Source organism: Natronorubrum aibiense (assembly GCF_009392895.1).
GTDB lineage: Archaea > Halobacteriota > Halobacteria > Halobacteriales > Natrialbaceae > Natronorubrum > Natronorubrum aibiense.
The window spans coordinates 2938218-2963323 of the sequence record NZ_CP045488.1; the positions used below are offsets into that span (position 1 = coordinate 2938218).

At 63.9% G+C, this 25106-nt stretch carries 31 protein-coding genes and 1 tRNA gene; 6 read left to right on the forward strand and 26 right to left on the reverse strand.

All coding sequences use genetic code 11. The features are described 5' to 3' along the window. Positions 1-26: 26 nt before the first annotated feature. The 3 genes from GCU68_RS14500 to GCU68_RS14510 form a co-directional block, all read right to left on the reverse strand. Entirely contained in the window at positions 27-416 is a 390-nt protein-coding gene (locus GCU68_RS14500) for an SPW repeat domain-containing protein (protein ID WP_152942775.1), read from the reverse strand. A 619-nt stretch (positions 417-1035) separates the two neighbouring features. Next, a tRNA-Trp gene (locus GCU68_RS14505) sits at positions 1036-1210 on the reverse strand. 52 nt (positions 1211-1262) lie between these two features. After that, positions 1263-2162 (reverse strand): DUF5794 domain-containing protein, encoded by a 900-nt coding sequence (locus GCU68_RS14510; protein ID WP_152942777.1) that lies wholly within the window; start codon positions 2160-2162, stop codon positions 1263-1265. Positions 2163-2824: 662 nt separating this feature from the next. On the opposite strand from GCU68_RS14510, the gene guaB reads away from it, so the two are divergent. Further along, on the forward strand, positions 2825-4327 hold the full coding sequence (guaB, locus tag GCU68_RS14515) for an IMP dehydrogenase (protein ID WP_152942779.1): 1503 nt from the start codon (positions 2825-2827) through the stop codon (positions 4325-4327). A 6-nt stretch (positions 4328-4333) separates the two neighbouring features. Here the strand turns inward: guaB and GCU68_RS14520 are convergent, their stop codons facing one another. From GCU68_RS14520 to GCU68_RS14545, 6 genes are all read right to left on the reverse strand, one after another. Continuing rightward, positions 4334-6010 (reverse strand): AMP-binding protein, encoded by a 1677-nt coding sequence (locus tag GCU68_RS14520; RefSeq protein WP_152942780.1) that lies wholly within the window; start codon positions 6008-6010, stop codon positions 4334-4336. A gap of 141 nt (positions 6011-6151) precedes the next feature. Continuing rightward, positions 6152-6763 carry a (d)CMP kinase gene (gene cmk / locus GCU68_RS14525; protein ID WP_152942782.1) on the reverse strand — a complete coding sequence of 204 codons (612 nt, stop codon included), beginning with the start codon at positions 6761-6763 and terminating at the stop codon, positions 6152-6154. A gap of 93 nt (positions 6764-6856) precedes the next feature. After that, complete coding sequence (locus GCU68_RS14530; protein ID WP_152942783.1) at positions 6857-7321, reverse strand: hypothetical protein; 465 nt, start codon at positions 7319-7321, stop codon at positions 6857-6859. Between the two features lie 17 nt (positions 7322-7338). Further along, a complete protein-coding gene (locus tag GCU68_RS14535) occupies positions 7339-8934 on the reverse strand; it encodes a sodium/proline symporter (RefSeq protein ID WP_152942785.1) in 1596 nt (531 codons plus the stop codon). After that, entirely contained in the window at positions 8927-9427 is a 501-nt protein-coding gene (locus GCU68_RS14540; RefSeq protein WP_152942787.1) for a hypothetical protein, read from the reverse strand. Before GCU68_RS14540 ends, GCU68_RS14535 begins: the two co-directional genes overlap by 8 nt. A 284-nt stretch (positions 9428-9711) precedes the next feature. After that, positions 9712-10191, reverse strand: coding sequence for a cupin domain-containing protein (locus tag GCU68_RS14545; RefSeq protein ID WP_152942789.1), 480 nt, complete (start codon positions 10189-10191; stop codon positions 9712-9714). Between the two features lie 127 nt (positions 10192-10318). Between GCU68_RS14545 and GCU68_RS14550 the strand changes: the two genes are divergently transcribed. After that, on the forward strand, positions 10319-10879 hold the full coding sequence (locus GCU68_RS14550) for a hypothetical protein (RefSeq protein WP_193565055.1): 561 nt from the start codon (positions 10319-10321) through the stop codon (positions 10877-10879). 66 nt (positions 10880-10945) lie between these two features. Here GCU68_RS14550 and GCU68_RS14555 read toward each other — a convergent pair whose 3' ends face one another. Next, a complete protein-coding gene (locus GCU68_RS14555; protein WP_152942791.1) occupies positions 10946-12709 on the reverse strand; it encodes a YcaO-like family protein in 1764 nt (587 codons plus the stop codon). On the opposite strand from GCU68_RS14555, the gene GCU68_RS14560 reads away from it, so the two are divergent. Both GCU68_RS14560 and GCU68_RS14565 read left to right on the forward strand, forming a co-directional pair. Beyond that, positions 12702-12869: a hypothetical protein gene (locus tag GCU68_RS14560; RefSeq protein WP_152942793.1), complete on the forward strand. Its 168-nt coding sequence runs from the start codon at positions 12702-12704 to the stop codon at positions 12867-12869. The genes GCU68_RS14555 and GCU68_RS14560 overlap by 8 nt on opposite strands. Next, positions 12844-13044 carry a hypothetical protein gene (locus GCU68_RS14565; RefSeq protein WP_152942795.1) on the forward strand — a complete coding sequence of 67 codons (201 nt, stop codon included), beginning with the start codon at positions 12844-12846 and terminating at the stop codon, positions 13042-13044. The genes GCU68_RS14560 and GCU68_RS14565 overlap by 26 nt, the downstream gene beginning before the upstream one ends. 46 nt (positions 13045-13090) lie before the next feature. On the opposite strand, the gene GCU68_RS14570 is transcribed toward GCU68_RS14565, so the two are convergent. The 6 genes from GCU68_RS14570 to GCU68_RS14590 form a co-directional block, all read right to left on the reverse strand. Further along, positions 13091-13528 (reverse strand): RNA-binding protein, encoded by a 438-nt coding sequence (locus GCU68_RS14570; protein ID WP_152942796.1) that lies wholly within the window; start codon positions 13526-13528, stop codon positions 13091-13093. A 57-nt stretch (positions 13529-13585) separates the two neighbouring features. After that, positions 13586-13792 (reverse strand): DUF1918 domain-containing protein, encoded by a 207-nt coding sequence (locus GCU68_RS14575; protein ID WP_152942798.1) that lies wholly within the window; start codon positions 13790-13792, stop codon positions 13586-13588. A gap of 78 nt (positions 13793-13870) precedes the next feature. After that, complete coding sequence (locus GCU68_RS14580; protein ID WP_152942800.1) at positions 13871-14167, reverse strand: hypothetical protein; 297 nt, start codon at positions 14165-14167, stop codon at positions 13871-13873. After that, positions 14164-14973 carry a succinylglutamate desuccinylase/aspartoacylase family protein gene (locus tag GCU68_RS14585; RefSeq protein ID WP_152942802.1) on the reverse strand — a complete coding sequence of 270 codons (810 nt, stop codon included), beginning with the start codon at positions 14971-14973 and terminating at the stop codon, positions 14164-14166. Before GCU68_RS14585 ends, GCU68_RS14580 begins: the two co-directional genes overlap by 4 nt. Before the next feature lie 132 nt (positions 14974-15105). Further along, entirely contained in the window at positions 15106-15282 is a 177-nt protein-coding gene (locus tag GCU68_RS21375; protein ID WP_168927101.1) for a hypothetical protein, read from the reverse strand. A gap of 134 nt (positions 15283-15416) precedes the next feature. After that, the gene (locus GCU68_RS14590) at positions 15417-16097 is read right to left on the reverse strand and encodes a type 1 glutamine amidotransferase domain-containing protein (protein ID WP_152942804.1); all 681 of its coding nucleotides are present in this window, start codon (positions 16095-16097) and stop codon (positions 15417-15419) included. 147 nt (positions 16098-16244) lie between these two features. Here GCU68_RS14590 and GCU68_RS14595 point away from each other — a divergent pair, with 147 nt between their 5' ends. Next, the gene (locus GCU68_RS14595) at positions 16245-16727 is read left to right on the forward strand and encodes an Hsp20/alpha crystallin family protein (protein WP_152942806.1); all 483 of its coding nucleotides are present in this window, start codon (positions 16245-16247) and stop codon (positions 16725-16727) included. A gap of 27 nt (positions 16728-16754) precedes the next feature. Here the strand turns inward: GCU68_RS14595 and GCU68_RS14600 are convergent, their stop codons facing one another. From GCU68_RS14600 to GCU68_RS14610, 3 genes are all read right to left on the reverse strand, one after another. After that, entirely contained in the window at positions 16755-17759 is a 1005-nt protein-coding gene (locus GCU68_RS14600) for a DHH family phosphoesterase (protein WP_152942808.1), read from the reverse strand. A gap of 221 nt (positions 17760-17980) precedes the next feature. Beyond that, positions 17981-18196, reverse strand: a complete 216-nt coding sequence (locus GCU68_RS14605) for a hypothetical protein (protein WP_152942810.1) — start codon at positions 18194-18196, stop codon at positions 17981-17983. 407 nt (positions 18197-18603) lie between these two features. Further along, on the reverse strand, positions 18604-19029 hold the full coding sequence (locus tag GCU68_RS14610; RefSeq protein ID WP_152942812.1) for a DUF3054 domain-containing protein: 426 nt from the start codon (positions 19027-19029) through the stop codon (positions 18604-18606). 401 nt (positions 19030-19430) lie between these two features. Here GCU68_RS14610 and GCU68_RS14615 point away from each other — a divergent pair, with 401 nt between their 5' ends. Next, the gene (locus GCU68_RS14615; RefSeq protein ID WP_152942814.1) at positions 19431-20120 is read left to right on the forward strand and encodes a J domain-containing protein; all 690 of its coding nucleotides are present in this window, start codon (positions 19431-19433) and stop codon (positions 20118-20120) included. On the opposite strand, the gene GCU68_RS14620 is transcribed toward GCU68_RS14615, so the two are convergent. The 7 genes from GCU68_RS14620 to hisC all read right to left on the reverse strand — a co-directional run bounded on the left by GCU68_RS14620 (position 20093) and on the right by hisC (position 25098). After that, on the reverse strand, positions 20093-20749 hold the full coding sequence (locus GCU68_RS14620; RefSeq protein ID WP_152942816.1) for a toll/interleukin-1 receptor domain-containing protein: 657 nt from the start codon (positions 20747-20749) through the stop codon (positions 20093-20095). The two genes, GCU68_RS14615 and GCU68_RS14620, sit on opposite strands and share 28 nt — an antisense overlap. A gap of 102 nt (positions 20750-20851) precedes the next feature. After that, complete coding sequence (locus tag GCU68_RS14625; RefSeq protein ID WP_152942818.1) at positions 20852-21277, reverse strand: hypothetical protein; 426 nt, start codon at positions 21275-21277, stop codon at positions 20852-20854. 192 nt (positions 21278-21469) lie between these two features. After that, on the reverse strand, positions 21470-22114 hold the full coding sequence (gene tpiA / locus GCU68_RS14630) for a triose-phosphate isomerase (RefSeq protein WP_152942820.1): 645 nt from the start codon (positions 22112-22114) through the stop codon (positions 21470-21472). A 109-nt stretch (positions 22115-22223) separates the two neighbouring features. Further along, positions 22224-22766: a multiprotein bridging factor aMBF1 gene (locus GCU68_RS14635; RefSeq protein WP_152942822.1), complete on the reverse strand. Its 543-nt coding sequence runs from the start codon at positions 22764-22766 to the stop codon at positions 22224-22226. Positions 22767-22829: 63 nt separating this feature from the next. After that, on the reverse strand, positions 22830-23441 hold the full coding sequence (locus GCU68_RS14640) for a CDP-alcohol phosphatidyltransferase family protein (RefSeq protein ID WP_152942824.1): 612 nt from the start codon (positions 23439-23441) through the stop codon (positions 22830-22832). Continuing rightward, entirely contained in the window at positions 23438-23974 is a 537-nt protein-coding gene (locus GCU68_RS14645; protein ID WP_152942826.1) for an adenylate kinase family protein, read from the reverse strand. The genes GCU68_RS14640 and GCU68_RS14645 overlap by 4 nt, the downstream gene beginning before the upstream one ends. Then, positions 23971-25098 carry a histidinol-phosphate transaminase gene (gene hisC, locus GCU68_RS14650; RefSeq protein WP_152942829.1) on the reverse strand — a complete coding sequence of 376 codons (1128 nt, stop codon included), beginning with the start codon at positions 25096-25098 and terminating at the stop codon, positions 23971-23973. The genes GCU68_RS14645 and hisC overlap by 4 nt, the downstream gene beginning before the upstream one ends. Between the last annotated feature and the right edge of the window lie 8 nt (positions 25099-25106).

Genomic DNA, 25106 nt, shown 5'->3' on the forward strand with positions numbered 1-25106 from the left:
GCAGCGACAGGGCCTGCTGCGGCCCGTCAGACACCCGTCGTCGAGGACTGCGTGAGATGCCAACTTCCGTAGACGCTGCCCGCGGCTAACAACACGACTAGCACTCCCGAGATGACGTTGCTCCAAAGCACTCGGTCGATGGTCACCCCGAGGACGAACGGAGCGGCGACGGTCCACAGCCCGAAAACGACCACGAGCGCCGGCGCGACGATCGCCGGCAGTCGCCCTCCGTTGGGCCACCCTGCCGTGTACGCGGCAAAAAAGGCGATCAGTCCTCCCACAACGAAATTGTTCGCGATTATCAGCCCAGTCCCCGTCAGGATGACGCCCGACCAGAGGATCCAGGCCCCCAGCGCAGCGGCGAACGCGGCCGTCCGCACCGGCATCGGTGACTGCGAGTCAGCTGTCTGGCTCATATCGTGGGGACGACTGCCACGGGCCTAAAACGGCTGCCAGCATTGTGCTCGCTGGCCTACTCGAGTACGCCAGTTACCCCACATGCGGACCCACTCGATCACGTGACAGTCAATTCATCCAAATATTTTATTGCGGGTCAGAAGGTAGAAATTAATACCGCAAAGGATATTGTCTGGCTCTGCTGACAGGAGGGCATGGTTCAGTATTCGGACGATCGCTGTCCCGACTGCGGCGGCAGACAGAAGATCCGAGCGGACCGCTCCGTGTGGTGCCCGAACTGTGCGCTGTTCCGGTCCGAAGGAGCGAAATCGTAACCCGCAGCGTTCGAACGCGACACGTCCGCGGCTGTCACAGGTGTCGCTGCGAACGGCGACTCGAGGGAGACGTGCGAGTCGCTACTCACACCGCATCGTACAGCCGTCGTGCGATACGTGTGTCACTCGGTTCGGGATTACGATAGTCGATCCAGACTGACTCGAGCGACTCGCTGGGCGGTCTCGTCGTTCAGCGTCGAGTCAATCCACGTCTGTGCCCGTCTCGAAACCGTAACCGCCATGCGACTCCCCGTTGGCTCGAGACACAGGCTCGTCGATCACGAAGTTGATTTCAGTGAGGAAATGGGGTCGGAGGGATTTGAACCCCCGATCGACTGATATCTCCGGTGCGCCTCGGAACTCCAGAGGGTCATCACACGGACACTGATCAGGTGTCCGATCAGTATATCAGTCTGGAGTGTCGTCCCGGGCGCGTTGCCTCTGGAGTCAGTCGCCATCCCTGGCTTGGCCACGACCCCTCGTTCCTCTGTTGGGGGATGTTGCCTAAAGTGGTTTCGATTCGGAATCGCCTCACAGCCACGGGGCGCGCCCCTCGGTATCCGTCGAGTCGTCGCCCGGATACGTACTCGGTTCGGGCTCGTCGGCCACGTCTGCGTCCACCTCGAGTGCCGGCTCCTCGCCACCACCGTCGGCCACCGGTCCGATCTCAGCTGCGAGGTCGTCATCCGACTCGCTCGAGTCGCGCTCGAACGGGAGGTCGATCGCGAAGACGGCGGCGACGATCAGGGCGGCGAGGGGGGCCTGTCCGAAGGCCATGCCGAGCATCGACAGCGGCAGCAAACCGAGTGCGACAGCGCTGCCGAAGCGGAAACGGTCGATGTCCATGTACTGGCGCAGATACGGCCCGCCGAGGGCGATCGAGAGCGCGAAGCCGACGCCGACGCCCGCGGCGAGGACGGCGTTGGCGACGAGTGCGGGATCGTCCATCAGGACGATCGACGCGCCGTTGGGGTCGAAACTCGCGACGAGTCCCAGCCCGATGATGACGACGGGATTTGGCAGGTACTCGCCAATCGTCGCGCTCGCGGTTTTGGCCGCGATCGCGAGGATCACCAGCGCCGCAAAGCGCGTGATGATGACGTTGTCGAGGACACTCCCGATCGCCGGTGCGAGGGCGGCCTGAACGGCTGCGAGCAGTATCAGCGGGATACCGACGATCAGCACGATCGCTGTCTGCTCGCGCGGCGTGCCGGTCATCTCGGCAAGGATCACCGCAACGGTGGCGCTACCGCCGAAGATCAACAGGCCGACCTGAACGGCTCCAAGCGGGTCATCGAGCGCGCCCGCGAGGATCAACGCCGGGAAGACCCCGTCGATCAGGGGTAACATCATCACGAGCGCCAGCAGACGCGCGTCACCACCGACTAACCGCTCGAGGCGGAGTGCAACCGGATGTCGTGACGTACTCATCGGTCAGGGACGATGGCCGTGACCCGAGGCCGGTGGGTAATAGGGTGGACGATCCCGAAGGGTCTGGTGGGCGAGCCACCAGTTCGTCCGATTGCGACCTCGTGCTGTGAGTTTTGTATTCAGATTCCCGGATGTAAATTTGGAGGCGGAGTGTCGACTCATCCGACCACCGATCCGGGATTCACTGGAACTCACAGCGTACATACTCGGAGAATACACAGGAGTGTCAATAAACGTTGTGTGGGAACCCGTTGCACAACTCGATGCGTTTTCGACATTGTGGCACAGATCTGCAGACAAATGTACAAGACCGAGGTTGAAATTCAGAGTTGAAACCGTCTTCAAGTGGACAAACGTCTTTTTTAGAGAACAACCTCCAGCGTCTCACTCCACAGCGACACGTCGACGACACGCCTGTGCCCCGACACAGTGTAGAATCGTCGCGTATGACCGCCATAGCGGCGGCGCCTGCGACTCGAGACGTCGCTGACTGGCACGCCGATTCCAGCGAACGAACGACGGTTGAACCGTCCTCGAGTGGTGTCTGCTGTCGGTTTCGTGCCGACAAGGAACACACCGAATCGGCCGCCGACGGCCTCGACAACCGTTCACAGCCAAATATATCTCGCAACGCTTTTTGCCCACGGGTTCGGACGCTTTACATGGCGAACGACGTTCCCGAGCACGAGCCCTATTCTTCGAAACTGACCGTACCGGAAGCACTGACCTTTGATGACGTCCTTCTTCGGCCGAAGGAGAGTCGCGTCGAACCGGACGACGCTGATCTCACCTCGAACGTCTCCAAAAACGTCGAGGTTTCCGTCCCGATCCTCTCGGCGGCGATGGACACCGTTACCGAAAGCGGGATGGCGATCGCAATGGCCCGCCACGGCGGTCTCGGCGTCCTCCACCGCAACATGAACATCGACCAGATGGTCGAAGAGATCGAGCGCGTCAAAAGCGCAGACGAGCTCATCATCCCCCTCGAGTCGGTTGTCACCGTCGATCCCGAGATGAGCGTCCGGGAGGCCGACGAACGGATGGCCCGCAACGGCGTCGGCGGCGCACCCGTCGTCAACACCCAGGGTGAAGTGCTCGGGATCATCTCGAGTACCGACATCCGGCCTCACCTCGAGGTCAACGAGGACGACCCGGTCACCGCGGCGATGACTGACGAAGTCATCACGGCACCCGAGGAGATCGACCCCCGTGACGCGTTCGACCTGATGTACGATCACAAGATCGAGCGTGTGCCGGTCGTCGACGACGAGAACCTGCTCGTCGGTCTCGTGACAATGCAGGGTATCCTCCAGCGCCGAGAGTACAAGGAAGCCGTCCGCGACGAGGACGGCCGGCTGCGCTGTGGCGTCGCCGTCAGCCCGTTCGAGCAAGACCGTGCCGAAGCCGCCGACGAAGCCGGCGCGGACGTGCTCTTTATTGACACCGCCCACGCGCACAACTTGAATGTCATCGATGGCGCTCGAGAGATCAAAGAGGCCGTCGACGCCGACGTCGTGGTCGGCAACGTTGGGACCCGCGAGGCGGCCGCGGATCTCGTCGACTTCGCGGACGGCATCAAAGTCGGGATCGGTCCCGGCTCGATCTGTACGACCCGAATCGTTTCGGGTGCCGGCATGCCCCAGATCACCGCTGTCGCGCAGGTCGCAGACGTCGCGAACGAACACGACGTGCCCGTGATCGCCGACGGCGGCATCCGCTACTCGGGCGACGCGATCAAGGCGATCGCCGCCGGCGCGGACGCGGTCATGCTCGGCTCGTACTTCGCCGGCACCGAGGAGGCCCCCGGACGCGTCGTGACGATGAACGGCAAGAAGTACAAGCAGTACCGCGGCATGGGGTCGGTCGGCGCGATGAAATCCGGCGACAGCGACCGATACCTCAAGGACGAGCCCGACGAGGACGACGAGTACGTTCCGGAGGGTGTCGAAGCCGCAACGCCGTACAAAGGGACGCTCAAATCCGAACTCCACCAGCTCGCCGGCGGAATGCAGTCGGGGATGGGCTACGTCGGTGCCGAGACGATCCCAGCGTTCAAGGAACGGGCTGAATTCGTCCGCGTCTCCGCAGCCGGTCAGGCAGAGAGCCACGCCCACGACGTCGTCATCACCGACGAAGCACCGAACTACTCGCCTGACAGCAACTAAGACGACTCACTCCGCCGTGAGTTCCGTCCGCCGAATCTTCCCGGTGGTCGTCGTCGGTAACTCGTCACGAAACTCGATTTCGCGCGGGTACTCGTAGGCCGCCAACCGCTCGCGGACGAGGTCGCGAAGGTCGGCCCGTAACTCGTCGGTCGCCGCTGCCTCGGACGTGGGCTGGACGACCGCCCTGATAATCTCGCCGCGCGTCTCGTCCGGCACGCCCACGACCCCGATCTGCGAGACGGCCTCGTGTGTGAGTAGCGTTTCTTCGACCTCCCGTGGCGCGACGCGATAGCCGCTCGTGATGATGAGATCGTCGTCTCGAGCGGCAAACCAGAGGTAGCCGTCGTCGTCTCGCTCGGCGAGGTCGCCGGTACGGTGCCAACGGTCTCCGTCCGGGCCGTCCACGAGCGTCACCGCGTCCGTCTTCGCCGGTTCGTTCCAGTACTCCTCGAAGATCACGGGATCGTCATCGCGACGTACCGCGATTTCACCGACCGATCCCGGGTCGACTCGTTCGCCCGTTTCGGGGTCGAGTACCGCGACCTCGTGGCCCGGCACCGGCTTGCCCATACTCCCCGGCTTCGCCGGGAACCACTCCCGGCAGTTCGTGACGAGCAGGTTCGCCTCCGTCTGGCCGTAGAGTTCGTTGACGACCACTCCCGCGAGTTCCTCGTCGGCCCACTCGAGGATTTCGTTCGTCAGGGGTTCGCCGCCGGAACAGATCGCCTCGAGCGAGAGGTCGTAGCGCTCGGTCGGTTCGTCGACGTCTATCAGCATGCGGATCGCGGTCGGCGGGAGGAAGGCGTTCGTCACGGCTTCCGCGGCCATGAGTTCGAACGCGCGCTCGGCGTCGAACGACCCCATCGGGTAGCCGACAACCGGCTGTCCGTAGTGCCAGGCGGGGAAGACGAGATCGCCGAGCGCGCCGATCCAGGCCCAGTCGGCGGGCGTCCAGTAAACGCCGTCGCGGACGTCGCGCTCGAAGTACAGCTGAAACGCCGGGCAGTGGCCGAGCCAGACGCCGTGCGTGTGGAGGACGCCTTTGGGATCGCCAGTGCTGCCGCTCGTATACATGATGATCGCAGGCGTGTCGACGTCGGTATCGGCGCGCTCGAACGTCGTCCGCTCCCAGTGGATCGCGTCGTCGAACTGCTCCATCGAAACTCCGTCATCAGTAGCGCGTTCGTCGTCGGAACCACCGCCGTCGCCGTCGACCACGAGGACGGACTCGAGTGCCGAGCAGTCGGGGGCGACCTCGTGGATCGTCTCGCGCTGGCTGGCGTCGACGACGGCCACGCGGGCGTCGCTGTCAGTCAACCGATAGCGGAGCGCGTCGTCGCCGAACAACACTGACAGGGGAAGCGAGATCGCACCCAGCTTCCAGCAGGCGAGATGGGTGAGGACGTTCGCTGGCTTCTGTGGCACGACGACGGCGACGCGGTCGCCGCGTTCGACGCCGCGAGCCTCGAGGGCGTTTGCAACGGCGTTCGATCGAGCATCGAGGTCGCCGAACGTGTACGTCGTCCGCGAACCGTCGTCGGCCACCTGCACCAGCGCGGGTTGATCACCGTCGTGTTTGCCGACCAGATCTGCGGCTGCGTTGAAATCGTCGGGGACGTCCCACGAAAACGACTCGCGTGCGTCCGCATCCGTCTCACCCTCGGCTGTGACGTGATATACCATACCTCGAGAAGTGTCGACACCGAACAAGAAAAAACCGACGCAGAGAGCAAAGGCGAGGATCGCCAATCATCGACCAGGATCCTCGAGTCGACGACACCTGCGGCCCAGCGGACAGAACGCGGGCCCGAGATGACCTGTGAGTTACAGCTCTACAGGCGGCGTCGAGAACGCTCCCTCGTCGACTTCGGGATCGTACTCCTCGAGTGCGGCACGAACGAGTTCGAACACGCTGCGTTTGCTCCAGCGGGCGGTGTTGATGCTGAGATCGTAGAACTCGCGCTCGTCGATGTCGATCTCGTAGTAGGACTTGTAGCGCCCGGCTTCGCTGACCTCCCGAACGCGCATCTCGGCTTCGGTCTCGACGCGGTCTTCGATACGATCGAGCCGGACGTGCTCGGGAGCATCCAGCCAGATCCGAAGGTCGGCGCGTTCGCCGGCGAGCCAGCCGGCTAAGCGCGACTCGAGGATGAACGGTTTGTTCGCCGTCCCCCACTCCTCGGCGATCGCCTGCAGCCGCTGATCGAGCGCCCGGTCGATCTCGTCGGACTCCTCTGCCTTCGCCGTCAATTGATTGAGACTCAGCTCTCGTTCGTCCGCGATTTCGCGGAAGATGTCCCCGCCCGAGACGTACGGACAGCCCATCGCCTCGGCGAGCTGTTCACACAGCGTCGTCGCCCCACAGCCCGGTGGGCCGGAGACCGTAATGAAGAGTGTCGTATCGATCTCGACCGTCGACGGATCATCCGTGGACATACACGGACACTCACTGTTCTGCCTAAAAAGGTATCCGGCCGACGACGTCCTCGAGACATCGTGACAGCCGAACGCGGAGGGTTGTCCGCGTCGTCAGAAAAACGGCACGCGTCGCGTCTCGATCGCGACGTCGACGTGGTCGAAGCGTGGATCATCCGCGAGGGACGCGACGACGTCTCGCTGGGAGGCGGCGTCGCTGGTGCTGACCAGCGTCATCTGCCCTCCGTATCGAGTGTCGACGTCGTCACGCCACTCGAGTTCGAGTTTGGCGCGGCGAAAGCGGGTCCCCTCGAGGAGCCGAATTGACTCGAGGGCCTCGAGCGGAACGGCGAAGTTCTCCTCGGCGAGATCCTCGAGTTCCTCGGGTCGACTGTCGTCGACGACGGCCCGGTCGCGCTCGCCCATATCGGCTCGCAACAGCATCGACCGGTACGATTCGCCGACGAAACACCAGACGACGCGATCGTCGGTCACGACCAGCTCCCAGAACTCGATCGAGTTCGGCCGCTGACGGAGCCAGTGCGTGAGTCGGGCGATCGGGGTATCGGTCTCTGTCATAGTCTCGAGGGACGGTGTCATCGTTCGAGCAGCGCGTGTAAGTCAGTGGGCACGCTTCGGTCCGCTGCGACCGTCTGGACGTACACCGAGACGCCGACGAACAGAGCGGTGGCGACCAACAGTGCGACCGTGCCGACCGGGAAGACGTCCGGGTATGGGTACCACCACATGATCGATGCCGCCAGCCCGTCGAAGCCGGCGACCTCGAGCGCCATCGGCACGGCGCTAAAGACGATGTTGATGCCGAGTCCGGCGACCAGTGCGACGATCGCTCCTTCTTTCGTCGCGCCCTTCCAGTTTAGCCCGAAGACGACGACGGGGACGAACGCGGCGGCAAAAAAGCCCCAGCCGATCGTGCCGAGAATGCCGACCAGCGCGTCGGAGTAGTAGACGACGCCGGTCGAGAGGATCGTCAGCCCGGCCAGCGCACCCTGTGTCACGCGGAGTTCGGTCTGGTCGTCTTTGATCGGGTGGCCGAGCGCTCGCGGGATGTCCCGCGAGGCGGCTGCCGCGCCGATGTTGAGGAACGAATCGCTCGTGGACATGATCGCCGCGAGCAGTGCCGCGAGGATGAGCCCGGCGACGACACTCGGCGTGTACTCGAGGACGAAGACGGGGCCGACCTCCGAGGCGGCGAACGTCTCGCCGATCTCGCCGGCTTCGACCATTGACCGCATCGAGAGTCCCGCCGAGAACGCGATCAGACTCGAGATGGCATAGGAGATCGCCGCGATGGGGGCACCCCATTTCAGGATCGTCATGTTCCGACTCATGTAGAACTTGGTGATCAGGTGGGGTTGGCCGGCCGCACCGACGGAGAACAGGATCCACCACGCGATCGCCACGAGGACGGCGGCACTCGCAGAGCCCATCGCGCCGAACGGAGAGACGAGGTTCGGATCCGCACTCGCCAGATTTCGCGAGATGGTGCCCATGCCGCCACCGAATGAGATGGCGTAGGCGAAGACGAAGCCGGCTCCGACGATCATCGTGATCGCTTGCAGGAAGTCAGTCCAGACGCCGGCGATCATGCCGCCGAGCATACTGTACAACAGCAAGATCAACGCACCGCCGAGCAGGCCCCAGATGACGGGGATGCCGAAGATCGCCCGCATGACGAACTGGAGGGCAGCGAGGTTCGTCGCGAGGTAGGCGACCACGCCGATGATGACCGCGAGTCCGGTCAGGCCGCGGACGGTGTCGCTTTCGTAGCGGGCGTACATCGCGTCCGCGAGGGTCAACACGTTCCGGACGTCCGCCATCAGCCGCATCCGCTTTGCGAGGACGACCCACGTAAGCAGGAAACCAAGCGGCGCGGTGAAGAAGATCCACAGCGCGGTCGTCCCGAACGAGTAGACGAGTTCGGGGCCGCCCACGAACCCGAAGCCCGACTGGATCACCGAGAACGCGGTCAGCGCGAGCACCCACGTCCCGACGTTTTTCCCGGTGATCAGAAAGTCGCTCGTCGAGTTCGTTCGCATCCAGCCCCAGACGCCGATCAGCATCACGACGAACAGATACACGATCCCAAACCCGAGAATAACGGGATCGTCGGCGACGGGAATGCCGCCCTCCTGCAGCGGGATCGGCTGCACGGCGGGTGCGTTACTCATCGTTCACCTCACCTCCGTCCGCCACTTCGGTCGGCCGTGACGGCTGCTCCGGTGCCAGCGGAAACGACGTCTGGCGCTGGTGTTTGCGAGCCGAGTCGATGATGTCGTCGACGATCTCCTCGCCTGCGATTCGGTCGAAAATCAACGAGTAGTAGACTGCGGCAGTGAGTGGCAACAGCCAGATAAACCCGAAGTAAATGAGCGTCGGAATCGGGATCCCGAGGACGTAGGTGTATTCGGTCACGCCCGGCTCCCACGTCAGCCAGATCCCACCCAATCCGAGCAGGAAGAACACAGTCAGCCCACCGATCAGCCCAGTGTACGGGTCGAGATCGAAGTCACGATCTCCTCGTTCGATCGTAGCCGAGGCGATCACCGCGAGGATGAACGCAGCGCCGATGAACGAAAACACCCGATACAACCCGAGATTTGCCGTTACCAGTGCGCCAAGCGAGAGCACACCGATAACACCCATGATTCCATTTCGTGTCATTATTATCACTCATGTCGTGCGGCCAGTTCCGTCCACGAAGCGGTTACGACAGTGATTCGAGCCCGAACCATCTCGAGTTCGGGGCGACCACTCTCCGTCGTGAGACCGCTCTCGACCGCCGCGATACTAATAAACATGTACGGACGTCCCGAGAAAATGTCTGTTAACATGTCAACAACCACCGTGGCTGTCGGCGCTCGAAGAAGATCTACTGACAACGCTGTGGAAGGAATTGAAGCGGGCGCGCAGCCGGAGCGGCGACCGGCCATCGAACGCGTCGGCGGTCAGTCCAGAACGAACGAGTTGTCGCAGTCGCCACAGGTGAGTCGGAACGTGCCTTCGTCGGTGAGCGAGAGCCCGTGACCGACCTCCGCCTCACAGTGTCGACAGTAGACCATCGACTCGATTTCCTCCCAGTCGTGTTTCGCACCGGGGGCGCCGAACGCGAACCCGACGACCCGGTCGTCGGAGTCGTTGTAGCCCTGCTGGAACTCGCCCGGGGCAAACCGAATCACGTCGCCCGCTTTGACGGTGACCTCGCCGTCTTCGGTGTCGAACGTCGCAACCCCCTCCTGAACGTAGAACACTTCCTCCTGATCGTGATGGGTATGAAAGCCGCCCGAGAACGACTCGCTGGGCTCGAGTTCGAAGTAGTTCATCGCGAAGTCCGTCATGCCGAGCGCCTGTGAAATCGGCCGGCGAACCGAGTGGATCCCCATCGGATTGGGTTCGACGTCGACGTCGTCGATCGTGACTTTCTTCATATCCGTGTGTTTTCCTACCACGAGATAAAACCACACGATTTCACAGGCCGCTCGGACAACCGAGCGCCGAGGACGGGAGAGCCCGCGAAGGGTAACGCCTACGTTCGTCCACCCCCGAGAAGCGACCGTGAACCGCCGTAGGGTACTTCAGGTCGTCGGGGTGTCTGCGACCGCTGGGCTTGCAGGCTGTGTCGACGGCGTCAAAGAGCACTTCGGGCTACAGGGGATTATCCCCCTCGAGATCCACAGCGAAGCTGATCGGACGTACAACCTCCACATCGAGGCCTACGAGCGCGACGTAGACCGAAAAAGCTACCAGCAAAGCATCTCCGTTTCGCCCGGTGAGACGGTTGGCGCACCGAACCTCGACAAAGCCGCCCAGAGCCTTCGCGTCGCCCGAATCGTCGACGACGAACAGTCGGACGTCGAAGCGGTCTCGCTGACGGAGAACACCGAACTCGTGGTGATTACGCTCTACGACGAGGAATTCGAAGTCGACGTCAGAGAGAACGAATCGGCCGCTGGCAGCGGAAACGAGACGGCTGCGAACGAAACCGAGACCGACGCGAACGAAACGACGAACGAGACCGACACGAACGAAACGACGAACGAGACCGACACGAACGAAACGACGAACGAGACCGACACGAACGAAACGACGAACGAGACCGACACGGCCGACGAATAGCTCCGCGCCGACCCGTTTTCCGAGCCGACGCGACCGACCACAGCGACGGCACTCCGCTGTCCGTCTCTACGGATACGGGTGAAACGCCCGCTCGAGGCGCGGCTCGAAGCCGAGATCCTCGGGCACCGTTCGCGCTCGGTCGCCGAAGTACGGCTCGCCCGTAAACAGCGGTTGCGCGCCGGGAACGACGACTCTCACTGCCTCGAAACCGATCGAGTCGACGTCACGCGTCGTCAGTCGGGCCGCAGCAGGCAGCAGGCCGGCGTCGGTCACTCGCGAGACGAGCGCCTCGAGTGCGTCCTCGCCGGTCGGGATCGGGTCCGGACCGACGCTCGCGGCGGGAATCGACTGGTCGACGTCGATAAACGTGCGTGCAGCGTCGGAGAAGGCTGCGTACTCGCCGATCGCACCCGACGCGTCGGCGGCCTCCTCGGGTCCGATGTTCCGTAGTTCCATCCAGTTTTGCAGGGCTTCCTCGAGTGCCGACCGCGCGGCGGCCGTGGCGTCGAGTCCGGCCGCGGAGCCGACGGCGAACGCCGGCCACTCGTCGTCGTCGGGGTCGACGGAGCCGTCCAGTGCGCTCGGTTCACGGTGGACGGCGACGGCGACCACGGGGACGTCGATATCCTGCGTGACGAGCAGCGGTGTCACCGATAGCCCTTCACTCCGTGCACGGCGCTCGAGCGTCGCGAACGCGTCGTCGTCGACGGCGAGTCCGAGCGGTTCGAACGTCGAGTACCACGCAAGCATCGTCGCGTCGCGCTCTACGACCTCCGTCAGTCCCGAACGCAGCGCATCGACGGTCGAAGAGCCAAGTCCGAGTCCGGTCGTGATCGACGGCACGAGCGACGCGCCGGGCTGGGGGAACTGAATCGCCGCGGCGGGCAGGTGGACGGCCTCGCCGGTCGCGAGGGTTTCGCCGGGTACCCAGCGGTGTGTTTCGCTCGAGTCGTAAGCGGGCGCATCGTCGGGTCGGACGAGGTCGGTGGGGGAAACGGCCCGTTCGAGGTCGTCTTCGCTGGCGTGGACGAAGTCGTCGTCCCGATAGACGCCGGCGCAGTAGCGCTCGAGGCCCTCGCCGACGGCTTTCATCAGCGCCGCGTTCCAGTCGTCGGCGACGCCGGCGGCCTGTGTGGGCGCGCTGGCGTCGCTAAAGCCAGACGTGTCCGCCGTCGTCGCCAGATAGTACGGCGCGGGGAACGACTCGACCTCGCCGATCGTTTTGACGATGCCGATGCGGTCGTCGATCGCCGCCTCGGCGTGTTCGACGGCCGCATCGAGGGGAAGCGAGTCGTCGTCGCGCTCGAGCGTTCGTGTTCGGGGCGTAGATTGGCAGTCACAGCCCGGCACCGGAAGGAATCGCCGTCTGACGTGGGGCAGTTCGACCGTCTGGCCGATCACCGACCGCTCCTCGCCCGAGAGCACCCGGACACACTCCCGGCCGGCGACCGCGCCCGCGAGCCGGACGGCGCTGCGATCGGCCTGTGGGCGGTCGCTCGTCGCTCCTTCCTCGAGATTCGACGCGACGCGATGGCGAAGACAGTCGAAACAACCCGTCTTCGGTGCGAACCCCGAAATCGCCGCGTCGACATCGGCGAGCGGATAGCCACCGACGCCGCCGATCTCGACGGCGATCCACGGGGTGTTTCCCGCTCGCGCGGCCTCGCTCGCTCGAGCGAACGTCTCCGAGCCGGCGACGTCGCTGACGATGGCGAATCTGGCGTCCGCAAGGTCGGCCGGACTGGCGTCTTCGACGGCGATGTCGACGTCTCCGAGCGCGGCGACGACGGCCGCACGCACTGGGTCGTCACCGACGACGTGGATGTTCATACGAACACGGTCACAGGCCGGCGTCAAAAGCGCCGCGCTCACGGATCGGCCCGGCTCGGTCGGTCGCAGCCTCGAGCGGGCCGACGCCTGCAAGCACCCACCGTTTGCCGACGGGCGCCGTCGGATCGTCTACGATGACTACGACTCGAGATCGAACTGATCTGTTGAAAAACGCGAGCGTCGTCTCGACGCTCGTCGACGCCGCCGTAGCGTTTGCAAACGGCCGCAAGCGCAGCGGCCTCCTGTTGCTCGGTGCAGCAGCTGCCTCCACTCGCGTCCCGGGGCTCGGAACGGCGGTGTCGGTGGTGCTCCGAGTGGTTCGTCGGCTCCGCTAGGCGAGTTCCACGAACAGCCACCTCGAGCGGCACCGATCCCGACCGATTATTTTTCGTCGCGCAGTCGCTCGAGGACCTCCCGTGCGTTCTCGACGGCCTGGTCCTTCTTGGCCGGGTAGGCTTCGACCTTCGCACGGAACGTGATCCCACCACCCAGTCGGACGTCACCGCCGAAGGCGGCCTGCTTGTCCAGTCGTAAGAAGAGTTCGGTGTTCTCGGTGACCCGCTCGTCGAGTTCGTCGATCAACTGATCGAACGACTCGAGGTCGGCGAGTCGGGCGAGGACGTGGCGGACGTCGTCGGCGTTCTCGACGCGGGCCGAGAGGACGAGAATGCGGTCGCCGTAGTGGCCTTCGCTCTCGACGCGCTCGATGTCGAACTCCTCGGGGAGGAAGGTTCGCAGCGCCTCCTCGACGCGTTTCTCGTCCTCGGTGGCGTAACAGAACGTGCGTAAATCGACGTAGTGAAGCGGGATCTGTGGCATCTGTGTGAGACGGTCGCGGTTCGAGTCGCCGGGAACTGGCGCTCCCTGCGGACTCGCTTATTCTTCGTCTTCGTCGTCGGCGTCCTCGTCGGCTGCCTCGAGGGCATCCTCGGGAACGCCGGCTTCCTGTCCGTCCTCGAAGCTGATAGTGTATGTGACGTCACCGAACATCGACTCCATCGTCTGCGTGACGGTTCCGGTCTCTCCATCGAACTCGCTGTGCTCGTCGTGTAAGACGACCTGGTCGTCTTCCTCGAAGCTCATAGCCGATGATTCCCCACCGCGGCGTAAAAAGGGACTGATTCGCGGCAAGGCCGTCCCGAGCGGACCGATCGCCCGTCGTCACAGACCGCCACTCGAGGCTGCGCGCTGCTCGCGCCACCACTCGTAGCCGGCGCCGACGGCGACGGCAATCGCGTAACAGCCGCCGAGAAACGGCACCCAGTAGACCCAGAACTCGAAGCGCGGCGCGATGGCGTTGCCGATCGCCGTACCGACGCTGTAAATCAGATACCCCGGCAGCGCGAGCGGCGAGTACAGCGCCGTCGAGAGCCAGCCCAGTGCGAACGGGACGACGAGGGCCAGATAGGTCGCGATCGTCGCCGGACTCGAGACGGCCCGCCGAAGGAAGCCGGTCATCGTTCCACCTCAGGCTCGAGCACGTCGTGCAATGAGAGCACGTGTGCGGTCGCCAGTCGCGTCAGATCGACTCGCGTCTCGCGGTCGAGCAGGAACTCGGTCGTCTCGAAAAGATACGTCGGTATCTCGAGGTCGCGGGCGGCTTTTTGAAAGAGCAACGATCCGGAGCGGTTCGTCTCGCGGGCGGTGAATCGGTGGAACGGGAGATACCACGGCACACCGTCGTTGGTGAGCGCCTCGGCGAGCGTCTCGCCGTGGGCGTCCGGCGAGTGGAGGACCAGCTGTCCGACGTACTCTCGGTGGAGCCCGTAGATTCCGAGCGAGCGGTGAAGGTCGAGGACGACGTCGGGATCATGGGCAACGACGGCATCCCAGATGCCGCGGGCGAGGTCGGTTTCCGGCTCTCGATCGGCCGGAAAGTGGCGGTTCAGGTCGCCGAATTCGCCCTCACGTTCGTCGTTGTCGACGGCGACGCGGTTGGTCTCGGGGACGACGACGAGGGTGCCCGCGTCGGGGTACCAGTCGGTGACCTCGCGGGCGACCGCGATGCCGCTTCGCTCATCGCCGTGGACACCGCCGAAAACCATCACCGTGGGCCCATCGCGTGGCGCGTCGATCTCGTACAGCGGCGTTTCGTGGACGGTTCCCGGCAGAAGTCGTTCCGTTCGCCGCTGGGGTTCGCCATCATCGCCGGGTTCGCGAGCCGCTGCGAACAGTCCGTCGTCAGCCGCCGACCGGCTCACGATGCCAGCCGTCACCGTTCCCGCAAGTGCGCCGCCGGCAGCCAACAGTCTCCGTCGCCTCATCGGTTAGGGCAACGTCCGGCCCCCTAAAGCGAGTTGCTATCGGCGAACCGCGTGTCTCCAGATTGACGGGACGTGAGAGAAACGCAGACCGACGTCTGTTCGGGGCTCGAGACGGACTGCCGACGCACGCGCTCAGCGCATGTTGTCGAGTGCAACGACGGTATCGGACATGAGCCACGCCTCTTCACTCGAGGCGTCTTCGAGGCTGAGGGCGTAAAACGACTCGCGGCCGTCGTCGACGGTGATACGGTAGCTGTGACTCTCCAACGGGTCGGGTTGTGCGGGCGTGTTCGGTTCGGCGGAGACCACAGCAGAACTCGGCAATGGCCGTGTATAACTGGCTCGGTCCCGAGTCCGCGCGAGTCGCGTGCACACGGGTCGTCGAAGGAGATTGCCCGCGTCTAGCGATTCAGTGTCTCGGGACGTGTCGCGTCGAGTGCCGGTTAGACGCCCAGCTCCTCAAGCAGCGTCTCGGCGGCCACAGTCGAAGAGGCGGGACCGCGACCGGTAATGAGGTCGCCGTCGACGGTGACGCTCGTCTCCGCGTCGAGGTCAGCATCCCAGTTCCCGCCAGCGGCTGTGACCTCGTCTTCGACCCAGTAGGGCAGTTTCCGACCGCTCGGCATGCAGTCGTTCTCGTCGACGATCTCGGCCTCCCACTCGTTGGGGAAGCCGGTCACGTCGCGGCCGGTGACGATGAACGCGCCCTGCCTGTCGCGGGCGAACGCGAGAATGCCGACGGCGTGACAGACGACGAGCGCTTTGCCGTCGTCGCCGGCGACGATATCGCGGAGCAGTCGACGGGCGTCGCTGTCCTGATTGACGTCCCACTCGGTGCCGTGGCCGCCAGGGAAGACGACGGCGTCGTACGCCGCAGCGTCGGCCTGGGCGGTCGGAATCGGGTCGTTCAGCCGCTCGTCGGTTTCGTGTACCTCCCGGACGTGTTCGGCGGTCTCCTCGCCGACCTGCTCGGGATCGATCGACCGGTCGTCGATCTGCGGTGGGCTGCCCGACGGCGTGGCGACCGTGATCTCGACGCCCGCAGCGGACAGCGTCTCGAGCGGTTCGACACACTCTTCTCCCCAATATCCTTCCTCGCTGACGACAAATAGTGCGGTTGTCACAGACAGGTTAGGGACACGAACCACAAAACGGGCAGCCAACCCCTCGATTCTGCCGCAATCGGTTCAAGTGATAGTTTCGACCCAGTAACAGGTTATCGATCCGAGAGTGGGCTTTTTCGCCCTCGAGCGCGAACGAGACGAACGATCATGGCAGCGAACGCCGGTCCACTCGACGGACTCGAGAACGGCCTCAAGTGGCTGACCCGCCACGCCGAGACGGCCGCTCGGTCGTGGGAGTCGGACCTCGAACTGCGAAGCCACCTCGACCTCTCGATGGAACGACCAGGGGTACGGCTGGATCTCATCGACCGCGGCGACACGTACGTCGTTCTCGTCGACGTCCCCGGCTACGACCGCGACGACTTGGAGGTCGAACTCCACGGTCGGCGACTCACGATCAGCGGGGACCGGGACGGAGAGCCACGGGCATCTGCAGCCGACGAACGCGGCGAGTTCGACGGAACGGCGCTTCGCCGCGAGCGCCGGCTCCAGTCGTTCAGCCGGCAGCTTCAGGTGCCCGCTCCCGTCGACACCGACGCAGCCGAGGCGGCGGTCGCCACCGGTGTGCTCATGGTTCGGCTGCCAAAACTCGACTCGAGCGAGCCCACGCGACCGATCGACATCGAGTGAGCGCCGACTCCACCGAACTGTCGAAACTCATTCGCCGTTTTCGAGGTTCAGCGCATCGAAGAACCGACGGGTGAGTCGATTGCCGGCGAACGTGAGCAGCACGTCAGCGTCGTCGGCGTCGTCGGCGAACAGTCCGAGTTCGATCCGGCCACCGGCCATATCGTGATGGCCACCGACCTGCCCGAGTTCGTCGAAGCCGTTTTGCAGCGTTTCACCGATGTGAACCCGCGGATCGATCGACCGCGCGCTCAGTCGGATCGCGTCGTCGACGATGCCGTAGACGAGGACCGTATCTACTCCCTCGAGGTTCAACAGGTAATCCGCCGCCTGCGGGAGTGCGTCGGTCTCGGTCGTCGTGCCGACGTTCGACACTAGCGACGACCCACGGCGTTCGCGAGCGGCGATGGCCTGCCCGATCGCGTCAAGCGTGCCCGGAGAGAACGCGCTGCCGTACAGTTGCTCGAGCGTCTCCAAATCCGCGTCGGGGTAAACGGCGAGGGCGGCCTCGTACTCCCGTCTGGTTGGTTCACGGACGAAATCGAGCCGTTCGCGATGCAGCGCAAAGAGCAGCGCTGAGGCGAGGCGCGTCGTCAGCTCGACCTCGAGTTCGTCGAGATACTCGACGAAAATCGTCGCCGTCGCGCCGATATGAGGGCGGACGTCTTCGAACGTGGCACCGATCCGTTCGCCAAGATGGTGGTCGACGACGAGGTCGGGCGTAACCCGAGCCGGCAGTTCGGTGTTCCCACCCGGCTGTGAGTGGTCGACGAATCCGACCCGCTCGTAGGAATCGACGTCCGTGCGCCCGAGCGGCTCGAGCGAAATCTCGAGCATGTTGATGAACGCCCGGTTCTGTTGGTGAGAGATCTCCCCGCCGTAGGTGATCGTCACCTCGTCGACATCGCGATCGTTCGCGATGGCTTCGAGAGCCAGTGCGCTGGCGAGACAGTCCGGATCCGGACTGTCGTGACAGACGATCACCAGCGACTCCGTCGTCTCGAGGACGGACGCGAGGTCGGCCGCACGGGACATGAACCGCAGTACGGGAGCGAGATGCTTGAATGCCGTGTCGGAAATCACCACGGGCGGACGAGTAACAGCGTATTGACCGCCAGTAGCGCCGTGATACTGTGTTGACGCGACGGACGGTCACGGCACGGCGAGTGTGGGTGGACGGACACGGAGAACGGTGGCATCGACGAGAAACCGTGGAAAACGGAAGACCGGAAAGCAGAAACGAGAGAGAAAGCTGCTCAGTCCGCGTTGATCGGCGGTCGTGCGGAGCGCGCTTCGTCGGAGCCATCGCCGGGCGAATTAACGAACATCGCGTGGCCCATGATCGTAATCGCGACGACCGAGCCGATCGGAACCGCTGCGGTCAACGACACGCCCACGACGGTGAGTGCTGCGGTAATGCCGAGCAGTGCGACTGGGATGAGGCCAAGAACAATGTCGTAATATCCAGTCATAATCTATTCTATAGTATGGGAAATAGGCATATAAGTGTTTCCCATAATCGCTCTATAGTGGATCGGTTTCTAATCCGTATTTGAAGCAGTGGATTGCTATAACTTATGAGTAGGATAGTTCCCGAGAATCGGGCAGAATAATTACCCAAACCACGGCCGTATCTTCATCAGCTATGATATACTATTTCGGAAGATCGTCTTAGTAATCACGGGACAGTGTCGAGGTCGCCTGCCGAGTAACGCCGAATATATAAAAGAGATACGATAACTATCGTTCAAACAATAGTGGGATTCTCGAACAAAGAGCATACGATCGGTGATACGTTCCGAAACGGACCATCAGACGGACCGATCGGCGACGGCGTCACACCACGACGAACCGTACCCGATCGGCGGCAGTCGATGATTTACGACGTGCGACGGAGCACTGCCGTGTAGCCGACACGCCACCCGACCAGCAGCAAGAGGCCGAATCCCGTGATGACGAGTGGAAACGGCCACGCTGCCGTATCCCCGAACACCCCTTGGCGAAGCAGCAAGCCGATGTTCGCCGCGCCGAGCCACGTTGCCGTCGTCAACCGCGCCGCCTGTGCCACCGAGGACGCAGCCGACTGCGTATAGAGGCCGATGACGGCCGCCACGACGAGCCAGCCGATGATAAAGGGCGCAATCGCCTCGAGCGAGGCGACCGGCTGCGTGATCGGGTTCACGTCGTGGCTGAGCTGGCCGACGATCACGAGGCCCGCGAGGAGTCCGACGTCACAGACGCCGAGCAGGAGCGTCTCTCGGTCGATCCCGCGTGAGCGATCGGTCGTTTGCACTGCTGAGTCCATAGCTAGATGTCACAACTGAATCCCTATTGCTCTCCCGATTCGGTCAGCGCGACGGCTCGAGGACGAACACGAACCGGACAGGAGAGGAGGAGCCCGACGACGGAGTCGCCGAGCGCCGTCCAACGGACAGTGCGAGGGGACCCCCGCACATCAGTGTCCTCGAGTCGCACGCCCTTCGTTAGTGACTCCGTTCAGATCTTCGCTGACAGTGATCGACGACCGACACAACAGAAAGCACCCCCTATCCTGTCGGCCGGCCGTGAGTGTCGATGCGCCGACGATCACACCCGAAACACCACGAATACGGCTTCTCACGTCAGTATCGACACCTCTCGCAGGGGCTGTCGTAGACACCCTGTCAGAAGAAGAACTAATAAAGGACGAATACAAAGGGGCGAACGATGGCTGTGGCCGATGATCGTCACCCGGGCTGTGATGGATGTGGCCGATCAGTGCCGCTCGAGGACCTCACCGCAGTGACGATGCCGGACGGCGAGCGCGTCGCCTGCTGTCCTCGCTGCGAGCCACACGCCCGCGAGGCTGCCCGGAAGTGTGCCTCGCTCGACCAGCGCCGCGGCACCTGCGACGGCTGTACGGGCACCTATCTCGAGGCCGAACTTGAGGACATCGTCTTGGACGATGGCACCGTCGTCACGTGTTGTCCCACCTGCGCGGCAAAAGCGCCCGACGCCGAGTCGAACACGACGGACACACAGCGCGAGACGAGCGACTCGACGGCGGCCGACGAGACGCGGTCCGAGTCGACGAGCGACGACCAACAGCTCTGTACGCAGTGTACCGAGTGGACCAGCGCCGAACCGTTTCGTGTGACGACCGTCGACGATCGAACCGAACGGCTCTGTCCGTCCTGCAAAGAACGCGCCGAACGCGACGGAATTATCAAAGACGTCGAGATCAGGAAAACGAAAGCCCGTGAGGTGCTTGGCGTCGAGGCAGACGCAACCGACGAGGAACTTCGAACGGCGTTCCACGAGCAAGTGAAACGCGCTCACCCCGACCAGCAAAGCGGGAGCAAGTCGGCGTTTCAGCTCGTCAGAGACGCTTACGAACGACTCCAAGAGGAGTCGTAACGACCGGCTCGCCGCTGTCGAGTCCCCTCGTCATCTCGACGGACGTATCCGATCGTGGCCGGCTCGAAGGCGTACGTCGATCCACAGCGCGCACACGACGTCGTCAGCAACTTACCGTGTTTCGAACGCATCCAGAGTTTCGTCTGGTCCTGCTCGATCTCGAGTGTGACCGGATGTCCACAGTCGGGGATCGTACACGGAAAGCGGATGTACCAGTTCGGAACCGAAAGCGCACCGAGCGGTGCGAGTTCACTCCGGAGCCGACTCAACAGGTTGAAAATCGTGATCGACGGGTCCTGTCGGTCGATTTGTACGCCGTCAACGTCGTCGATGAACCCGCTGCGGTGGGACTCGTCGTCGTACAGCGGGAGGACGGGGATCCCTTTGGCAACGGCGTAGCCAATTTCCTGGTTGATCCACTGGCTGTCGGCCGACGCCGCTGTCAACACCGCAACGACGACGTCGCTGTTCGCGAGTCGGCCCTCGAGGCGACGGCGAGAGCCCCCGGATTCGAGTGCCTCGAAGGTGATGTGGACGCCGAAGGGGAAGTTCTTGACCGTCGAGAACAGCTCCTGGACGAGTTCGAGGTCACTGGGTGCGTGTGAGACGTAGATCTGTTCCCCGGTCATGCGACAGTCAATAGGAGTGAGTCTGCATTAATCTATCTATCGTTGCCACTGAACAGTAGTCACAGTCGATCGCAGAATGCCGCTTATCGGCGCGGGACCGTCTCAGTCGGTACTCGACTGATTGGCTGGACCCGCTCGTCTCGTCTCGAGCACCCGCCGAGAGAACTCCACGTCGTCGACCGTGAGTCCGAGCCCGTCGAACCACGCGCGTTCGACGTGCCAGCGGCCACGGACCGCGCCGTCGGTGGTCGTCGACGTCGCCTCGAGTCGGCCCGGTGCCCACCCGTGCTCGTTGGCGATGTCGAGCAGCGTCCGGACGACGGTGCCCACTTCGTCGCTCCCGACGCCCGGCGTCTCGGTGACGGTCTCGTACTCGAGGGCGAGGCCGGTTCCATCGGGGAGGTCGTCGATCGAGTCGTATTCGGCGACTGCCTCGTCGTCCGACAGCAGCGTACAGTCGGTGACGTAGATTCCCTGGCCCATGAGTCGGTTCTCGAGTGCGACGTCGACGGGACGATGCTCGGTCATGGGTGGTACTACCACTCGAGATGTGAAAAGCTGCCGGACGAATCGGGGTCGCGGCGGTCGAAAAGCAGATCGTACAGTACTGAAACGAGTTACACACCATCACTGTCCTCGGTTCTCGTCTACCCCGTTCGCTCCGAACCGCGCACTCGTCGTGCGGTGGGGTGTACAGTGACGTTCAGTGGCTACGATCGCTTACAGCGGGGCGACGAGGTCCTCGAGCGCCGCCGTCGGATCGTCGGCTTTCGCGACGCCGCTTGCGAGCAAGACCCCCTCAGAGCCGAGGTCGCCGGCTGCGACAACGTCGTCGCCCGTACTGATGCCCGCGCCACAGAGGACGGAGACGTCCGCGTCGACGGCCTGAGCTGCCTCGACGGCGTCCTCGACGATGTCCGGATCGGCCTGACTGACCGGCGTCCCGGTGCCGATCAGTTCCGGCGGCTCGACGGCGACCGCGTCCGGGCCGAGCGCCGCCGCGGCACCGATCTGTGCCGGGTTGTTGGCGCAGACGACGGTCTCGAGGCCGGCCCGTTCGGCGGCCTCGACGGCACCGTCGACGTCGGCGAGTTTCAGTCGCTGCTCAGAGTGGTTGATGAGCGTCCCGACCGCCCCCGCCTCGGCGACGGATTCGGCGAGCGTGTGTCCGGTGTTGCTGCCGTAGTCGATCGGATCGACGTGCTGGGCCCACGTTTCGGCACCCGTCTCGGCGACGCGCTCGAGGTGGGCCGCCTGCGGAGCGACGGCGACGCGGGCGTCGGTGGACTCGTTGACGTCGCGAACGGCTTCCGCGACGGCGACTGGATCACAGGGATACGTCTTCAAATTGACGAGGACGAACATATCAGCACAGCCACTCGCCCGAAAGAAATAGTTTGCGAGTCGACGGAGTCAGCGGGCGCTCGCGTCCGGTGCATCCCTAAAACGGCCGCCGTACGGACGGCTGTCCGTCTCAGTCCTTTCGCTTGACGACGTCACCGAGCGTGTAACTGCCAGTCGAGGAGCCACCCGACCACTCCGAGTCGTCTGCCGAGCCACTCTCAGCGTTCAAATTGATCTCGAGGAACTTCTCGAGTTTCGACTGGACGCGGTCGCTCGGCAGTGTATCGCCGCGTTCGATCTTCCGGATGAGGCTCGCCTTCTCGTTGAGTTCGTTCGCGAGATCGGACTGGCTGAGCCCCTTGCTCTCGCGAGCGTTGCGAACGCGATCGTCGTAATCAGTGGCGAGCTCGTCCATGTCGTCGAACATATCCGAGCGTCGCTGGCTACTCGAGGAACTCGAGGACGAACTCGTCGTCGAACCCGAGGTGCTCGAGCGACTGGAACTCGAAGACGAACTCGAGGTCGAATACTTCGTCGAGCTACTGGAGCTCGAGGATTGTTTGACTTCAGTGCCGAAATCGGTGCAGTTCGAACACACGTCTAACTTCGCACCCTCGACCTTGATAGTCTTCGGAGACGACGTCTCAGCGCCACACATCTCGCACTGGACCATACCCGACACTATATCGCGGCGAGTGATAAACCATGCGGGCGCTCCCGAACAAGGAGACGGCGGTTACTCGAGTGCCGACCAGGAGTAGACGAACCGCTGCAGTGCGGTCAGATGGCCGACGACTGCGAGGAAGACGAGCAGCCAGCCGATCAGCGTGAGCCCGCCGTAGGTTCCCGAGATCGGGTAGGCGAGAAAGCCGACGAGGCCGATGATCGCCAGCCGATCCGCACGGCCGACCAGCCCGCCGTAGACCCGGTCGAGGCCGACTGCCTGGGCCTGCGTCCCGAGATACGACGTCATCACGACACCCGTCACCGCGAGGAAGCCGAGGAGATAATCCTCGAGACCCGCGGCCAGCCCGCCGATAACGACGATGTCCGCGTACCGGTCGAGGACGTGATCGAGCAGGTCTCCGCCCGCCGAAGCGACGTTCTGTTCGCGGGCGAGCGCCCCGTCGACGATGTCGAGCCAACCGTTGAGAAAGACGAGTATCGCAGCCACGACGTACCAGATCGGGTCTGCACGGCCACCGAGCAAGAAGGCGACGGCCGCCAAAATCGCCATTCCAAAGGCCACGATGCTCACGCCGTCGGGACTCATCCCGACGCGATCGAATCCCTTGACGAACGGATCGAGAAATCGCGAGACGTACGGTCTGAACTTATCCAGCGTCATGTCAGGTACCCCATGAAGTCGACGTCACCGGCACTTGGCTCTCGGTCACCCGCCACGACCGCCTCGAGGGCGTCCGCAACCGCCTCGGGGTCGCGATCGGTCGTGTCGATCTCGTAGATCGACTCGAGACCGTGGGTCTCGACGGCTTCCGAAAGGACGACGTCGAGGGCCTCGCTTTCGGCGTTCTCGGCCGCCTTCGCCTCGGTTTCGCCACGCTCGAGCAGGCGCTCCTCGAGCATCTCGGGAGCACACCGGAGGACGGCGACCCGGTCGGCGTCGAAGTGATGGGCGAGATGGGAGTCGATGACGGCGTCGTCTCGGCCGTCGAGCCAGTCGGCGAGTGCCTCGAGGTCGGCGATCTTACTCCCGCGGTCGGCGTCGACCTCGGTGTAGAGGCCTTCCTCGTCGAGGACCGCGTTCAGGTGGATGACCTCGAGATCCGGCAGCGAGTCGTCGGTGGCGAGTCGGGACGCGAGGATGTCCGTCGCGGTCGTCTTCCCGGTTCCCGGAGTGCCGGTGACGGCGACTCTCACGTATCGGCCACCTCCGAGTCAGTGTCGCGTTCTAGGTCGGCGAGGACGTCGTTGAGCGTCTCGACGGCGCGGTCGGTCTCGTCATCGGTTCCGCAGGTGATCCGAATACAGCCCGGCAAGCCGAAACTCGAGCAGTCACGAACGATGACGCCACGCGCTTGCATTTCTTCGGCGACAGCCGTCGCGTCGCCGACGTCGACGAGCACGAAGTTGCCCTCGCTCTCCCAGACGTGGGCGTCGATCGCCTCGTGCATGTACGCTCGGGACTCGAGGGTCGTCTCGACGGTGCGATCGACGTGTTCCTCGTCGTCGATCGCGGCCAGTCCGGCCCGGCAGGCGAGTTCGCTCGCTGCGAAGGGAGTGTTCACGCGGGCGTAGGCATCGGCCCATGCGTCCGGAACGACGGCATAGCCGAGACGAACGCCGGCCAGCCCGTAGGCCTTCGAGAACGTCCGCAGGACGGCCACGTCGTCGCGGGCATCGAACCCGTTTCGCCCCTCAGTCAGTGAGAGGGCGCTCTCGCCGTCGGCGAATTCGCCGTAGGCCTCGTCGACGACGACCAGCGTGTCCTCGTCGGTTTCGTCGGCGAGCAGATCGATCTCTTCGAGCGCCATCGTCGACCCGGTGGGATTGTGCGGGCTCGTGATCCAGACGATCCGGTCGCCGTCGTAGGCCTCGAGGACGGTGTCGGCCGTCTGCTCGAAGTCGGTCTCGCGCTCGAGGGCGTACTCCCGGACGTCGCCGTGGTGGAACCGGGAACTCATCCCGTAGTAGGCGAAACCGGGCGTCGGGACGAGAATGGTATCGTCGGGCTCGAGGGTGGCCCGGTGGAGGTAGTCGATGGCCCCGTCGCCGCCGTTTGCGAGCCAGACCTGCTCGTCGTCGACGGCCCAGTGCTCGGCGACAGCGGCGGTGAGATCTGCGTGGGCGGCTTTCGGATAGGAGCTGATGCTCGAGGCGGCCTCACGAATGGCCACGGCGGCTGCAGGGGAGGGACCGTGGGGGTTTTCGTTGGAGGCGAGTTTGATCAGCTCCGAGGGATCGCGCCCGAGTTCGCGGGCGACTTCCTCGATCCCTCGACCCGCCTCGTAGGCGACGTGATCGGACAGGTCTCGCGGTTTCATACGCCAAT

Excerpts from the sequence above, each read along its gene's own strand:
- GCU68_RS14615 (WP_152942814.1), top strand. The coding sequence starts at position 19,431 with ATGGCTGTGGCCGATGATCGTCACCCGGGCTGTGATGGATGTGGCCGA.
- GCU68_RS14535 (WP_152942785.1), bottom strand. The coding sequence starts at position 8,934 with ATGAGTAACGCACCCGCCGTGCAGCCGATCCCGCTGCAGGAGGGCGGC.
- GCU68_RS14560 (WP_152942793.1), top strand. The coding sequence starts at position 12,702 with ATGTTCATACGAACACGGTCACAGGCCGGCGTCAAAAGCGCCGCGCTC.
- GCU68_RS14635 (WP_152942822.1), bottom strand. The coding sequence starts at position 22,766 with ATGGTCCAGTGCGAGATGTGTGGCGCTGAGACGTCGTCTCCGAAGACT.
- GCU68_RS14585 (WP_152942802.1), bottom strand. The coding sequence starts at position 14,973 with ATGAGGCGACGGAGACTGTTGGCTGCCGGCGGCGCACTTGCGGGAACG.
- hisC (WP_152942829.1), bottom strand. The coding sequence starts at position 25,098 with ATGAAACCGCGAGACCTGTCCGATCACGTCGCCTACGAGGCGGGTCGA.
- tpiA (WP_152942820.1), bottom strand. The coding sequence starts at position 22,114 with ATGTTCGTCCTCGTCAATTTGAAGACGTATCCCTGTGATCCAGTCGCC.
- GCU68_RS14640 (WP_152942824.1), bottom strand. The coding sequence starts at position 23,441 with ATGACGCTGGATAAGTTCAGACCGTACGTCTCGCGATTTCTCGATCCG.
- GCU68_RS14520 (WP_152942780.1), bottom strand. The coding sequence starts at position 6,010 with ATGGTATATCACGTCACAGCCGAGGGTGAGACGGATGCGGACGCACGC.
- GCU68_RS14600 (WP_152942808.1), bottom strand. The coding sequence starts at position 17,759 with ATGTCCCGTGCGGCCGACCTCGCGTCCGTCCTCGAGACGACGGAGTCG.
- GCU68_RS14625 (WP_152942818.1), bottom strand. The coding sequence starts at position 21,277 with ATGACCGAGCATCGTCCCGTCGACGTCGCACTCGAGAACCGACTCATG.
- GCU68_RS14610 (WP_152942812.1), bottom strand. The coding sequence starts at position 19,029 with ATGGACTCAGCAGTGCAAACGACCGATCGCTCACGCGGGATCGACCGA.
- GCU68_RS14545 (WP_152942789.1), bottom strand. The coding sequence starts at position 10,191 with ATGAAGAAAGTCACGATCGACGACGTCGACGTCGAACCCAATCCGATG.
- GCU68_RS14565 (WP_152942795.1), top strand. The coding sequence starts at position 12,844 with ATGACTACGACTCGAGATCGAACTGATCTGTTGAAAAACGCGAGCGTC.
- GCU68_RS14620 (WP_152942816.1), bottom strand. The coding sequence starts at position 20,749 with ATGACCGGGGAACAGATCTACGTCTCACACGCACCCAGTGACCTCGAA.
- GCU68_RS14595 (WP_152942806.1), top strand. The coding sequence starts at position 16,245 with ATGGCAGCGAACGCCGGTCCACTCGACGGACTCGAGAACGGCCTCAAG.
- GCU68_RS14540 (WP_152942787.1), bottom strand. The coding sequence starts at position 9,427 with ATGACACGAAATGGAATCATGGGTGTTATCGGTGTGCTCTCGCTTGGC.
- GCU68_RS14580 (WP_152942800.1), bottom strand. The coding sequence starts at position 14,167 with ATGACCGGCTTCCTTCGGCGGGCCGTCTCGAGTCCGGCGACGATCGCG.
- GCU68_RS14510 (WP_152942777.1), bottom strand. The coding sequence starts at position 2,162 with ATGAGTACGTCACGACATCCGGTTGCACTCCGCCTCGAGCGGTTAGTC.
- GCU68_RS14500 (WP_152942775.1), bottom strand. The coding sequence starts at position 416 with ATGAGCCAGACAGCTGACTCGCAGTCACCGATGCCGGTGCGGACGGCC.
- guaB (WP_152942779.1), top strand. The coding sequence starts at position 2,825 with ATGGCGAACGACGTTCCCGAGCACGAGCCCTATTCTTCGAAACTGACC.
- GCU68_RS14570 (WP_152942796.1), bottom strand. The coding sequence starts at position 13,528 with ATGCCACAGATCCCGCTTCACTACGTCGATTTACGCACGTTCTGTTAC.
- GCU68_RS14530 (WP_152942783.1), bottom strand. The coding sequence starts at position 7,321 with ATGACAGAGACCGATACCCCGATCGCCCGACTCACGCACTGGCTCCGT.
- cmk (WP_152942782.1), bottom strand. The coding sequence starts at position 6,763 with ATGTCCACGGATGATCCGTCGACGGTCGAGATCGATACGACACTCTTC.
- GCU68_RS14605 (WP_152942810.1), bottom strand. The coding sequence starts at position 18,196 with ATGACTGGATATTACGACATTGTTCTTGGCCTCATCCCAGTCGCACTG.
- GCU68_RS14555 (WP_152942791.1), bottom strand. The coding sequence starts at position 12,709 with ATGAACATCCACGTCGTCGGTGACGACCCAGTGCGTGCGGCCGTCGTC.
- GCU68_RS14575 (WP_152942798.1), bottom strand. The coding sequence starts at position 13,792 with ATGAGCTTCGAGGAAGACGACCAGGTCGTCTTACACGACGAGCACAGC.